Origin of the sequence: Psychrobacter sp. Pi2-52, assembly GCF_904846705.1 — a bacterium.
Lineage (GTDB): Bacteria > Pseudomonadota > Gammaproteobacteria > Pseudomonadales > Moraxellaceae > Psychrobacter.
In genome coordinates this window covers 20,195-34,172 of record NZ_CAJHBS010000018.1, presented here as the reverse complement: position 1 = coordinate 34,172, position 13,978 = coordinate 20,195, and the positions used below count along the sequence as shown (strand labels likewise).

At 44.2% G+C, this 13,978-nt stretch carries 9 protein-coding genes; 3 read left to right on the top strand and 6 right to left on the bottom strand.

All coding sequences use genetic code 11. From position 1 onward, the window contains the following. Positions 1 to 11 precede the first annotated feature (11 nt). Complete coding sequence (locus JMY00_RS10100; protein ID WP_201580078.1) at positions 12 to 959, bottom strand: NAD(P)-dependent oxidoreductase; 948 nt, start codon at positions 957 to 959, stop codon at positions 12 to 14. Between the two features lie 435 nt (positions 960 to 1,394). Between JMY00_RS10100 and rapA the strand changes: the two genes are divergently transcribed. Both rapA and JMY00_RS10090 read left to right on the top strand, forming a co-directional pair. Then, the gene (gene rapA / locus JMY00_RS10095) at positions 1,395 to 4,283 is read left to right on the top strand and encodes an RNA polymerase-associated protein RapA (RefSeq protein WP_201580077.1); all 2,889 of its coding nucleotides are present in this window, start codon (positions 1,395 to 1,397) and stop codon (positions 4,281 to 4,283) included. Between the two features lie 360 nt (positions 4,284 to 4,643). After that, positions 4,644 to 5,546, top strand: a complete 903-nt coding sequence (locus JMY00_RS10090) for an acyl-CoA thioesterase II (protein WP_057761915.1) — start codon at positions 4,644 to 4,646, stop codon at positions 5,544 to 5,546. Positions 5,547 to 5,632: 86 nt separating this feature from the next. On the opposite strand, the gene mutY is transcribed toward JMY00_RS10090, so the two are convergent. The 5 genes from mutY to JMY00_RS10065 all read right to left on the bottom strand — a co-directional run bounded on the left by mutY (position 5,633) and on the right by JMY00_RS10065 (position 13,213). Next, positions 5,633 to 6,883 (bottom strand): A/G-specific adenine glycosylase, encoded by a 1,251-nt coding sequence (gene mutY / locus JMY00_RS10085; protein WP_201580076.1) that lies wholly within the window; start codon positions 6,881 to 6,883, stop codon positions 5,633 to 5,635. A 141-nt stretch (positions 6,884 to 7,024) separates the two neighbouring features. Continuing rightward, complete coding sequence (locus JMY00_RS10080) at positions 7,025 to 7,963, bottom strand: GIY-YIG nuclease family protein (RefSeq protein WP_201580075.1); 939 nt, start codon at positions 7,961 to 7,963, stop codon at positions 7,025 to 7,027. 24 nt (positions 7,964 to 7,987) lie between these two features. Further along, positions 7,988 to 8,944: a ribosome biogenesis GTPase YlqF gene (gene ylqF / locus JMY00_RS10075; protein WP_201580074.1), complete on the bottom strand. Its 957-nt coding sequence runs from the start codon at positions 8,942 to 8,944 to the stop codon at positions 7,988 to 7,990. A gap of 125 nt (positions 8,945 to 9,069) precedes the next feature. Further along, entirely contained in the window at positions 9,070 to 12,303 is a 3,234-nt protein-coding gene (locus tag JMY00_RS10070; protein ID WP_201580073.1) for a DUF2339 domain-containing protein, read from the bottom strand. A 172-nt stretch (positions 12,304 to 12,475) separates the two neighbouring features. Beyond that, entirely contained in the window at positions 12,476 to 13,213 is a 738-nt protein-coding gene (locus JMY00_RS10065; protein WP_201580072.1) for a dienelactone hydrolase family protein, read from the bottom strand. Between the two features lie 235 nt (positions 13,214 to 13,448). Between JMY00_RS10065 and JMY00_RS10060 the strand changes: the two genes are divergently transcribed. Continuing rightward, on the top strand, positions 13,449 to 13,976 hold the full coding sequence (locus JMY00_RS10060) for a YcgN family cysteine cluster protein (protein WP_240990726.1): 528 nt from the start codon (positions 13,449 to 13,451) through the stop codon (positions 13,974 to 13,976). The last annotated feature ends 2 nt before the right edge of the window (positions 13,977 to 13,978 follow it).

The window sequence follows — 13,978 nt, the reverse complement described above, 5'->3', positions numbered from 1 at the left end:
TATCTTGGTAATTATTGATGATGATTGTCGATGAAATCGGCCACTTGCTTGCTTAACATCTGCCACAAGGTCTCTTGAGCGCTTTTGCTGCCCCATGCATTATGCGGACTAAAGATAACACGCGGATGGTCGCTGATACTGAGCAAAGGGTCATTATCGGCGATCGGTTCTTGTTCAAACACATCGCTAGCATAGCCGATGATTTGCTCATTATTAACCGCGTCAGTTAATGCTTGGCTATCAACGATGCCGCCACGGGCGACGTTGACAATGAGCGGTTGTTTAACCATTTTTGCCAGAGTATCTTTATTAATAAGATGCTCAGTTTGTTCGTTCAATGGGCAGTGCAGACTGATCACATCCGCACGTGCCAGCACTTCATCAAACGCGGTATAGTCGTCGCTGCGTGGTTCACGTCCTTGGTGCTCTGCCCACAGTACGGTCATACCAAAGGCACGAGCAATCTCGGTCACGCGCTTGCCGATAGTGCCAATACCAATAATACCTAACGTCTTATCTTCCAAATCAATCAGCGGAATATCTAGCAGGCAAAAATTACCGTTTGCCAGCCACGTGCCATCAGCGACTTTTTGATGATAATGAATACCAGCACGCATAGCTGTCAACATGAGCATAAATGTGTGTTCGGGCACGCTTTTGACCGCATAGCCAGCGACATTGAACAGCGCAACACCGTGCTTATCGCAAGCATCTTGATCGACGTTATTCATGCCAGTGGCAGTCAGTTGAATAAGCTTAAGCTTCGGTAATTGCTCTATAACCTCAGCACCAATTTGTACTTTGTTGGTGATAATAATGTCAGCATTTTTGCAGCGCTCAATGATGACAGCCGTGTCTTTTGGCGTGTCGTTATAAGTGATGTAATCGCTCACACCTATTGGCGCTGGCAGGTCAATACCTTCAGAAAAAGTACCTTTATCTAAAAAAACGGCTTGCATAGCTAGTCCTTACTTATTGTTGTCTTATAAATAGTTAGCGAATAAATGGTTATCGCATGATTTCTTATCGGCTTAATGTAGCACGTTGGTATTTTTAGTCAAAAACGAATCAACTAAATATCGATTAAATAGATATAAGCTGCTGATAAAATAGGATAATCTGTATTATTTAACAATCGTGTATTGGTCTGACATAGTATCGATCAAATAACTTATAAAATCATAGCTATCGCAAGCTGCCTCTTGAAAATTCAACTTAACGCACTCATCTACCCGCTAACGTTATATAATGGTGTGACTGAGCTGCTGGCTCTACTAAGATTACGACATTTATTTTGCGTCTATTGACGATTTATGTTCTTTGTAATCTTACCGCTATCACAATCTACCATTGCTATCTAAATTTCATTATCTGAGTACAAAAGACATCGCCTTATGACTACCTCTATTGCTTCATTGCACAGTACTGAATTCGCCGTTGGTCAACGTTATTTATCTGATACGGAGTCTGAGCTTGGCTTAGGTGTGGTCATCGATGTTGACGACCGATGTGTGCATATTTTATTTCCGCAAAGTGAAGAGACACGCGTCTACGCAAAAAACTCTGCGCCATTATCGCGCGTGGTGTTTAAAGTGGGCGATAGCATCTACGATCAAGATGGCAAAAGCTATACGGTCAATGCTGTTGATGAGGTGATGGGCGTACTTAAATATGGTGTCGATGAGCACGAGCGCGGCATCATGGAAACCCGCCTTGCTGCCAATATCACGTTGGCCAAGCCGCTTGAGCGCTTGCTTGCTGGCCGTATTGAACGTGGTGACTGGTATGAGCTGCGCCAAGACATCTTGCGCATGCAGTCAGCGCTAGCAGGCCATCCACTAAAAGGCCTAATGGGTGCACGTGTCGATATCATCGAGCATCAGCTATATATCGCACATGAAGTTGGCAAGCGTATCGCGCCGCGTGTACTATTGGCTGATGAAGTTGGCCTTGGTAAAACCATCGAAGCGGGCATGATTATTCATCAGCAGTTGCTAACAGGCAAAGCTGAGCGTGTATTGATTTTAGTACCCGATAGTTTGCAGTATCAATGGATGATTGAGCTGCGTCGTCGCTTTAACCTAAACTTTGCATTGTTTGATCTAGTACGTACTGCGGCTATCAAAGAACACGATCCTGAACAAAACGTCTTCGCCACTGAGCAATGTATCATTGGTGGTATGGATTTATTGCTCGATCACCCAGACTTATACGACCAAGCGATGGATGCAGGGTTTGATTTATTGGTTGTTGATGAAGCGCATCATCTGCATTGGGATGAAGCACAGGGCGGCAATGATAAGTATGACTTGATTGCGGATTTCGCAGAAGAAACGCCAGGCGTGATGCTATTGACAGCAACGCCAGAGCAGCTTGGGGCGCAAAGTCACTTTGCCCGTTTGCGTCTACTTGATCCAGATCGTTTTGATGATTTGGATGAGTTTATCGATGGTCAAGAAGCTTTTGCAGAAACAGCAGCAGTTGCTGGCGTCTTAATAGAAGAAAAGCCATTGAATGAAGGTCAAATCGCTGCTTTAAGTAGCCTACTAGACATTAGTATTGAAGAGCTATCCTCAATCAATGAAGATGAAAAACTACGAACGCATGCACTAAATGAGCTGTTAGATCGTCATGGTACAGGTCGTATTTTGTTCCGTAATACTCGTGAGAGTGTCAAAGGATTCTATGGCCGTAGTAGTCAGCCATATCCATTGCCACTTCCTGAAGCATGGAAAGATAGCTATCAAACCAATGGCAAGTTGCGTGAGCAGCTATGGGGCGAAGAAAACCAACCAGACGGTGGCTGGCTAGAAGATGATCCACGTGTTGCTTGGTTGATTGATATTTTGCGCGGTGAGCTTAAGCATCAAAAAGTCCTATTAATCGCTCGTAGTGGTGCGACGGTAGAGAGTTTAGAGGCGGTATTGCGTCTGCATGCAGGCATTAAGACAGCTATCTTTACTGAGCAGATGACTTTGCTTGAGCGTGACCAAGCGGCCGCATTCTTTGCAGATAGTGAAGGTGCTCAGATACTACTGTGTTCAGAAATTGGTTCAGAAGGTCGTAACTTCCAGTTTGCAAGCCAGTTAATACTATGGGATCTGCCTGCTAATCCAGATACGTTAGAGCAGCGTATCGGCCGTCTAGATCGTATCGGTCAGACGCAGCAAATCATGCTACATGTGCCTTATGTACAAGGTACAGCGCAAGAGCGTCTGTATCAGTGGTACAACGATGCGCTGAACATGTTCAATCAGATATCGCCAACGGCACAAAGCGTACAAGAGCAATATATCCAAGAGCTTAAGCCAATGCTTGAGGGTGCTGATACCGCTGAAAATAATGTCATCTTGCAAAACATCATTGACGAGGCGCTACAGACACGTTTGGGACTAGAGGCACAGCTACAAGCTGGTCGTGATCGCCTGTTAGAGTACAACTCATGTCGTCCGCGTGTCGCAGGTCGTATCGCTGATGCTATGCGTGACTTTGATGGTAATAATTTGCTGCCGCACTTTATTGAGCGTTTCTTTGCGTCTGCCAATATCGATCATAACATCCAGCGTGATGGCTCGTGGGTGATCGCGCCTATCGATAGCACTGAGATTAGTGATTATATTGATGGCTTGCCACTTGGTGATGAAGACGGTATGACCCTGACCTTTGAGCGCGAGCAAGCGCTTCAACGTGAAGACATCGAGTTTATCACTCATGAGCATCCATTGATGCGTGCGATTTATGAGCTAGCGAGCACCAGCACCTTTGGTAATACGACAGTTGCCATGCTAAAAAGTGCCGCCGTTCCGCAAGGTATGGTACTGCTAGAGGTGAACTTCCGTGTTGAAGCAATCGCGCCAAAAGTGCTCAATCTGCCAGCGACTTTGTCCACGCAAAATATCCGTGTCTTTATCAGTGAGCAGGGTAGTGATTTATCGGCTCGTATCAGTGCTGAGATGATTATGCCGCATGTCGAGCGATTAGACAAAAACCGTGCCCGCCAAGTCATTAAAGTACGCGGCGATGTGATTGAGCAGCGTTATTACGAAGCTGAAGACATTGCTCGTCAGCAGATTGCTGATATTGGGGAGCAAGCAAGTAGCCGCTTTAGCCAGCAGTGGTCACGTGAAATCAAGCGTCTAAAACACCTACAGACGATCAATCCAAACGTACGCCCTGAAGAGATTGAGCGTCTAGAGCAGCTTAAAGCTCAAGGTGAGCAAGCACTTGGTAACTTGTCATTAGTACCGGACTCTATTCGCGTACTCGTAGCAGTTAAGCCATAAACATCGGCGTATTTGTCAAAAACGAGGTGTTATTATACATCTCGTTTTTTTATGGTTGAGATTGCTTGCTTTGCTCTTTAGTTGCGATTTGTCTGGCAAAAACTGACAAGCAATACTTATGAGTAAGCTGACAGTAACTAGTCAAAGCCACCAATATTGGGTAAGATGTTTACCTTTTCTATAAAAAATAAATATTCGGTGATAACATCGCTAACGATGTCTGTATGTTTATTTTAAGGTCTCCTTCGACAGATCTTAACAAGTGATCTCGCATTATTTTACATTCAAATATGATGGCTATATGGCATCAATATCATCAGATGCTGAGCGTTTTTGATAAAAATAAGGAAACATATCGTCATGTCCGATAATCTACAACTGATTGATGAGCTGCTGGCTACTATCGCGCTTATTGAAGTTACCCCTGATGTGTTTGAGGGTAAAAGCCATGACTATGTGGGCAGTCGTATATTTGGTGGGCAAGTGCTCGCTCAAGCAATTATGGCAGCGGCGCATACATTAGATAAAGACAAACCTTGTCATTCACTGCATGGGTATTTTTTGCGTGGTGGCGATATCAATCAACCGGTGATATACCAAGTCCGTCGATTGCGTGATGGTCGTAGTCTATCTGCACGTGAAGTCACGGCTATTCAGTACAAAGAAGTACGTGGTAAGCCGCCTGTTGAACAAGTAATATTTTCAATGATTGCCTCGTTTTCACCGATGGAAGATGGGCTTGAGTATCAAGAAGACATGCCTGTCTATCCACCGCCAGAGGACTTGCTAACAGAGCAAGATTTAAAAGAAGAGAATGTCGGAAAAGTGCCAGAAGCGCTAAAAGCAAGATTTATGCGCCGCCGTCATGTCGAGATTAAGCCAGTTAAGCCGCGTAATCCGATTAGCCCAGAACCAATGAAACCTAAGCAAGCAAACTGGCTACGCATTCGTGAATTGGGCAATCAGCCAGTGGCTATTCAGCAAGCACTATTGGCATTTTCGTCAGACTTTTATTTAGTTGGTACAGGGCTGATGTCACATGGTGTTAGCTTTATGACCAGTGGTCTACAGGCTGCCAGTATCGATCACTCGATGCATTTCCATCGTGACTTCGACCTAAATAAATGGATGCTGTACGACATGTGGAGCGATACCACGTCTAATGCGAAAGGGTTGAATCATGGTCAGTTTTGGCAAGATGGCAAACTGGTCGCTACCGTGCAACAGGAAGGCCTCATGCGTTTACGTGTGCCAAAGTCTTAGAGTACTGTAGGCTTAGTTATCTTTATATTATCATCATAAAAAAGCGACTCATTATTAATAGTGAGTCGCTTTTTTTATTCCAATTTTTATTCTAAGATTTTAACCATCGCGCGAGGTAGTCCTAGGCTGTCTTGCGCTTTTTGTTCGGTTAACCATTTAAAGTCAATTTCAGCCGCTGCTAATTTTTGATTTAGCTCAGCTACCTGCGTTGCGTCAATCGTTAATTTACGTGGGGTCAAATACCAGTGAAAATGCGTCAGCGAATGCTTAATAGGGGCGTCATCGAGCAAGGTATTGCTAACTGATTTTGCGACCAGTTCATTTTTTATGAGCCACTCATTTATGATTTGCTCAGCAGTAGTAAACTCTGCTTCGTATACTTTTTCATTACTACGAACATCGTTTACTGTGTTTGATGGCTTATCAGCGCTAGCTAGCGTCTTTTTAACAGTAGCCTTAGTGTTCGCTTTACCATCAACTTTTTCCACAAACTGTAATGGCAAACTCCATAATCCACCCCAGATACCATTGTCAGGGCGCTGTAGCCACAATATCTCACCATCTTCACTTTCGATTAGCAGGGCATCACTGAATTTACTAGGTTTGGGCTGCTTTTTTGCTTTGACGGGATAATCAGTCTCGCGCCCTTGCGCATGGGCTAGGCAGTCTTCTTTTAATGGACATAATAGGCAGGCAGGCTTGCTACGGGTACATAATGTCGCACCCATATCCATCATAGCTTGCGCAAATAATCCTGAGTTCTCTGTCGGTGTTAGGCGTTCTGCCAATGCCCATAAATCTTTGGTGGTAGCAGATTTGGTGATATCGCCGTCAATTGCCGCCCAACGTGTCAGTACTCGTTTGACATTACCATCGCAGATGACACCATAATGATGCAATCCCATCGCCATAATCGCCCCAGCAGTCGATGGCCCAACGCCCGAAATCGCTTCCCATCCTGCTAGTGTCTGCGGAAACTCGCCCGTTTTATCGATTACCTCAACCAACTGCTTCGCGCCTTTATGTAAATTACGTGCGCGCGCATAGTAACCAAGCCCTGCCCAATGCTCTGCTACGGTATCCCATTCTGCTGCGGCCAAGTCCTGCACGGTTGGAAACGACGCCATAAAGCGTGCAAAGTAGGGCAGTACGGTAGTCACTTGTGTTTGCTGAAGCATGACTTCTGATAACCAAACAATATAAGGGTTGGGCGTATCGGTTTGGTGCTGTTGCCAAGGTAAGTCATGACGACCATTTTCGGAAAACCAATCGAGAAGGCGCGGGGCAAAGGAGTTTATAGCAGTAGGTGATTGAGAGAATTGAGTAGGCAAAAGCATTCCTTGTAAGTTGAACAGGGATATATAGAGTTTGTAGTTGTTAGGCAAAAAGGTAAATAGATAAAACTATTTAACAATATATGAGGCTTAATTGTTTATAAATAAAGGGGATAGATAGTATCACTATAGAGAAGTAAGAGTTTATCGATAGACACTGTCTAAAGTCTCACCCAATTCATTTTTCCACTCAATCCATCCGTTGGTCGAACGTCCTGATACTAGTGCGCTAGCTCCACTGGGTGTCTTAAATAAATGGTTTTCAATGAGTTTATAGCTTTTATCGTTTACGGCTACGAGTTTGCCGCTACTGAGCAGACTCTCTTTTAATTTAGTCACGAATGGTGGAGCTGATGACGTTTGTGTTTGGCGTATTAAAGAGCCTGCTAATATTACAAAGCCATCGTCGTCATAGTATCCTTTAGCATCACCATCTTTTACCTTATAGTAAAACAGAGCTGGAATAGTTTTCGTTGGAGCTTCATCGATTATTTGAGTAACTTTAGCAATGGTGGAATCAGTCGATTTGCTTTTATAAGTCTCGTTGCTATAAAGGCTATCATGAATAGCCAAGGACTCGAAAATAGGCTGTCCTAAAGTGGATAGTAAAACATCAAGAGTGTGGAATAATTCCTCGCAATCAGCCTTTAATGGGTCAGGTGTATGCGGTTTATTACCATTATTTCCATTTTTTAGTTCGTAACGTCCCACCTCAATGGCAGTTGCGATAGCCTTATGTTCCATATATAGCGCATGGGTTTGTGTCATAGAGTTATTGGTCGAAAGCATGACAAAAGCCCGTGTCCAGAAGTCTTTGTCATCGTGTTGGTTAAGACGTCTTTTAAGATCGCCAGTTTGTCCAACATAAAGTAACGGCTTCTCTACACTATCGGTATCACCAATCAAAAAATACAAACCAACTTGATTGGCATCGGGCATCGCAAAAAAATCGTCAATGTGGATACGGGGGATTTCAATCAATCTTACTGTGCGCGTAGTCATCTCTGCCAAACGCAACCCACGAGGGTTACCTTTTGGCAGATAAATCTGAATGGTTTTAGCAGAGGGTATTAACGGATTCATAGTAGCCAATATTCTTTATGCAATTTATTTACGATTCTTCCGCGCTTTTAATCGACGTAAGCGCTTTTCTTCTTCTTTAGCAATTCTTTTCTCTTCAGCAGCCAGACGTTGCTCAGCGACGACGACTTCTTCAGCCTCAGTCATAGCTGGCGTCTCAAGCGTAATACGCCCAATTTTAGCGCTACGTAATTCATTCACGAGAATCTCAGACATGCGGTAAGTATCGACTTTATTGCCCGCGCGTACACAGCCGCGATTACGTCCAGCCACTTCAAAAAACTCCCAGTCAGTCCTCGGTAGCTCTTCAATTTTGTAGCGAGTTTTTAGCAGCTCAGGATAGGCTTGCATCAAGTACTCAGCGGTATAGCTTGCCACATCAGCGAAATCAAAAGCCGTATCACGAATACCGCCTGTCGCTGCCAAACGATAACCAGAGTTTTCGTTTTCAACTTTTGGCCATAGCATACCAGGTGTGTCATAAAGCATGATGTCATCGTCGAGCTTAATCAGTTGTTGTGACTTGGTCACGGCTGGCTCATCGCCTGTCTTCGCCACAGCGCGTCCTGCTAGCGTATTGATCAGCGTTGATTTACCAACGTTTGGAATACCCATAATCATCGCTTTGATTTGGCGACCAGTCCCGACTTTATTGGGTACGAGATGCTTACAGATAGCGATAATACGTTTTACATCATTGGCTTTTTCAGTATCGCACGCAATGGCTTTGACCCCATCTTGCTGCTCGAGATAATCCATCCATGCTTGAGTTAATTCGGGATCGGCAAGGTCAGCTTTGTTCAGGATTTTGATAACAGGTTTTTCGCCGCGCAGTGCTGCGACCATTGGGTTTTCACTACTATATGGAATCCGCGCATCGATGACCTCGATGACCAAATCCATCTGCGGCATGACTTCTTTGATTTCGTTACGGGCTTTGTTCATATGCCCAGGGAACCACTGAATACTTGCTCTCTTATCCATCTGCTTTCATAACCTTTTATAAAAAATGCTAAAAGTAAAACAATCAACGTTTACTTTCTAATGGTGTCCAGTTTACTACAGAACCACCTTGCTCACGGGACAATTTCACTCGACCAAATCTATCGCTATGCTTGATTTTGGTTTTCTGTTTCCTCGTGCGCTGGTGGTAATGGGGCGAGATAGCCAATTAATAGTATTAAACTGCCTGCGCCAAGGAAGGATATCACTCGCCAAATTGCCTCAGTCTGTGACAAATCTACCAAGACCAGCTTGAGAACGACAATACCTAATAATCCAATACCCATAAACCAAAGCGCGCGCTGCCAATAGCGGCTGGCAAGGATAGTGGCGACCAAGGCTAAGAGCGTCCATAAAATTGTCAGTCCAGTTTGTACTTGTTCGCTCTGCCATGCACCGCCTTGATAGTCATTCCAAAGTGGCGTGCCAATAAAGGCGTGTAGCGTTCTGACCAACATGCTGGAGATTAACCAAAAGCTGATCAGCCCCAATACAATTAACAGACTTTCAGCGTTGAATACGTGCTTAGATTTGGCAGTTGCACCCGATTCTATAACGGTTTCATTGTGGCGACGTTGGCTGATGTAATACAGACTAAAACCAACCGATAGTGTCAGCCACGATGTGATGTCGTATAGGTTGAATAATGGAAAATAAGACATTCCCCAAATCATACCGTCATAAGACCAATTGGTAAGAACAACCCACAGTAAAGCAATGGGAGCAAAAATGGCAGCGCATCCTAATAATGCTTGTTGCCAATCAAACCAGTACAGCAGACCTTGTTTTGAAACTGGATTGGTTGATGTATTTTCTGCATTTTGTCTGAGATAACGATGATTGAACCATAACCCAAATAATATGAGTACTGCTGAAAACAAGAAAGCCATCACGCCATCAGAGTCTGGTAGGCCGTAATGCGCTGCAGCAGCAATAAGTAAGATACCCGTACCTAGCCAGCTTGCATCAGTGTGGCGTGATGGATTGTTATTATCAGACCATGTATCAGACCATGTTTTTAGCCATAGCTGACCCATGACCAACCATCCGATTATTAAGCCTACAAACACCAACCATTCCGCTGTTGCCCATGTTAAATTCTGCTCAAACTTTTGTGGCAGTTGCAGTATTAGCATGAAGTAGAACAAGGCTAATAACCCATGACTAAGCTGTCTAATTTCCGCCCACGGACGATAGCGATTGATGACCCAATAAGCGATCAAGCTGATGAGTGCTGCTAGTGCAATTACCGTCGTGCTTGATTGCCAGATATCAAACCAATGATGCAAATCAAGCATCAGTACTTGTAGCATCCAAGCTATCGCGGTCAATGTCAAAAATTTGATGAATCTAGGGCTATGCCAAACGAATTTGAATACGCGGCTCTGACTATTGATAGATGTCAGCCATTGCTGTGCAGCTTGCGTACTGACTCCCAGCGCACGCGCATAGCTGGTCAATGTATCTGATGTACCGTCCAATGTTTGTGATTGTATGACTGAGGATTGAGATTGTATGACCGAGGATTTTGTAGCGCTTTTATTGTTAAGGTTATTGAGGTTGTTACTGCTATCTAAGCTATTAATCAGCGCAGCAGGGGAGTTGCTAGCGCGTAATATAAAGACGGTAGCTAGATAACTGAGCGCTGAAATACTAAAGGCTAAAACGGGATAGTCTTCGATAGAGAATATCGCTGTCATCACTAGCATACCAATACTGACGAGCTGTAATAGTAATCCGAATAACACCGACCAAGACCGCAGCGAACGCCTGCCAAACCATACTAGCGCCAACCCTTGTACGGACCAACCAAAAGCAATCCATTTAGCATCTAGCGCTAGCGGAATAACGAGCGCAAAAAATCCTAATCCCAACGCCAGCATCCCTTCGGTGATTAAAGCATAGCGTCTACTGCGCTGGATGAACAGCCAACCCACCCCAAGATAAACCGCAGCCAAAATGGCACTGGTAATCGTAAGGGCGTTAGAGATGTCGTTTAATAAGGCAGAAAATAAGCCAAAGGCCAGTAGTGGTACTGAAAACAGTAAACCCGTATCAATAGGGAATACATAGGAGCTGCCTATATGGGCTTTGTCTAAGTGCTTTGTATCATCTGTATTATCAGCATGACTGAGTTTTTTCTCGTTTAGCGCATTATAGGTGATGATTTGCTGGGCATAACGAATGACGACAAACAAGTAAAGCAGCCAGTGTAAGGTTACTAATGCTACCAATGCCCAGCGCTGCGTTTCAATGACGGCGCTCAGGTTTTCGCTGATACCCCAATAGTATGCCAAGCCAAATGTCACAGTCACACCGAATAGATTCAATATTTTCCACGGTCGATAGTGAGCAATGACGGCAATGGTGACGTTTAATAGTAGGTAGTAGCTGAATAAGGTAACCAAGTTGCCAGTATCTTCACTGGTCAAAATCGGTGCAAAAAATCCACCCGATAATGCCAGTAATGCCAAAGGGAAGGCGTTCTGACGGACGGCGAGAGCAATAGTAATGGCAGACAATAACCCAAGCCCAATAAAGCTTGGGATACTAGAAATGATTTCATAAACACTGTAAGCAAAAAAGGTACTTAGATACGCAATTGCTAAACCTGCACCTTGTAGCGTGATCCCATATGAAAATCGTTTTGCCGTCAGCTTTAACCCAAGTGCTGCCAATGCTAACCCTGTAACGCCAACTGCTATCAACTTCGTGGCAATCGAAATCTCGATATATTCGCTTAATAAGCGAAGCAAGAGCACTACACCTACCAACAGCACCAGTACGCCGACTCGCACGACTAAATTTCCACCGAAAAACCAGTTTTTGATTGAATGAATGAGCGAGGTAACGATAGGTAGTGAGCGTTCATCTGGCTCAATCGGTGCGGTAGGCACTGTGTTTTGCGTATTTATCGAGGCATTATTGTCTATAGATTTATCGTCATAGATATTTGATGCTGCATGTATGGTTGAGTTTGAAGCAACGGTAGGAAGCGGTGGTGGTGATACAGGCAGCTGATTATCTGGAGAAGAGTGTTGTGAGTCAAAAGCTATTTCTTTATCATTATGGTCTTTAGCGTCACTGTCTTTAGGAACATTGTTTTTAAGATCATGATCGTCAGTAGTAGTATTGCGTGCGTAATTGCTTCCATCGACGAAAGGTGCAGACGGAGACGTCATACTACGCTGTCTTTGCTGCTCAAGCTCAGCTTGCAGTTTCGTCACATCACGGCGTAGATGCTCGATTTTTCGAGCTATCCTAGTATACAACGCGACCACCACGATCAATAAAATCGTAAAAGCCAGCCAGCCCAACTGGGTCACCATTAGATACAACATCTTCGTCACTCAATCCAGTTTATAGTAAAGTGATAATGACGTGATTTGATAAGAAGTACAAGACTACTCTGATTACTCATCTAAAAGACAAATGCTAAAATGACACTCAAAATAAAAGGGTAGCTTAATAATTAAGCTACCCTTTTTGATGATCTTTATATCAAATCGTTTCTTATGCTAGATTGGCTTTCATAAACTCAAGCATATTTTCCCAGCTTTGCTTAGCAGCGGCTTCGTTATAGCCAAGATCTACTTCATTTTTGGCTGCGCGCTCATCAGCATGCGGATTGGTAAAGCCATGCTTAGCGTTGTCATAAACGTCGATAGTGTAATCAACATCGGCTGCGTCTAGCTCTGATTTTAGACCTTCGATAGCATCCATTGATACCATTGAGTCATCACGGCCATGAGCGACCAACACTTTTGCTGCAAAGTTTTTGTCTGCTGGCTGTTTTGGCGATGGGTTACCATGGAACGTAGCAACCGCTTTTAGTGGCATGCCTTCGCGAGCCATATCTAGGACGACTTTACCGCCGAAGCAGTAACCGATTGCGCCTAAATTGTCACCATCGACTGATAACTGATCGCTGAAGTCATTAAGGATTAAGCGGCAGCGTGCCATTAGCATGTCTTGATCGGCCAGTACTTGCTCCATCCACATGTTTGCCATTGCTGCATCGGTGGTTAGTTTGCCTTCACCGTAAACGTCCATAGCAACTGCTGCATAGCCCGCTTCTGCCAAACGCTCAGCCACTGATTTTGGATGATCGACCACGCCCCACCATTCTGGTGCAACCAAGATACCTGCTGCTGGATTTTCATCTGAAGCGTTTTCTGGGAGTGCTACATAACTGATAAGCTCTACACCGTTTTCGGTAGTACTGATTAATTCGAAAGTCTTAATTGACATATTATTGTCCTTTTTTATGTTGTGAGTTTTAATTATTCGTCATTGTGATGGTTCGTTTTTCTAACTCGTACTACCTTAACGCCCATGTCTAGCAAAAACAGCTATAATACTGTAACGCTCTTTATCAAAATGCTACTGCGACTTTATGACTATAAATTTGTTAAATAAAAATAATGACCAATCAGACTTGAACTCAGGTCTCGATGCGGCGGCCAAGCCTGCGCAATCGGTGAGTTTGTTCCCTGATAGTACCGATGTCGATTCTAATACTAGTTCTAAGTCTGAGTCACTACGTCCGCAGTTTTGGTCGCGATTTGCGTTAACAGAACTAAACCATAGCGAGTGGGAAGCGCTGTGCGATGGTTGCGGCAGTTGCTGCTTGATTAAGTATATCGATGAAGATGAAAGCGGCAATGTGGATGAGGAGCTGGTCGAATATACCGATGTCACCTGCCAGTTGATGGACTGTGCGACAGGATATTGCAGTCACTATGCAACGCGTCAAGAGCATGTGCCAGACTGTATTCAGCTGACTATGGACAACTTGCCCAAGATGATGTGGCTACCATCGCACTGCGCTTATAAGCGTTTATATAAAGGACAGGGCTTACCAAGTTGGCATTTATTATTGACTGGAGATGCGGTGGTGACACAACAACAAATGCGAGCGGCCAACGTAGGCGTCGCTGGTCGCTGTGTCACGGAAATCGGTATGTCTGATGAAGAAATGGAAACGCGGGTGGTTAACTGGGTTAATCCTTAATC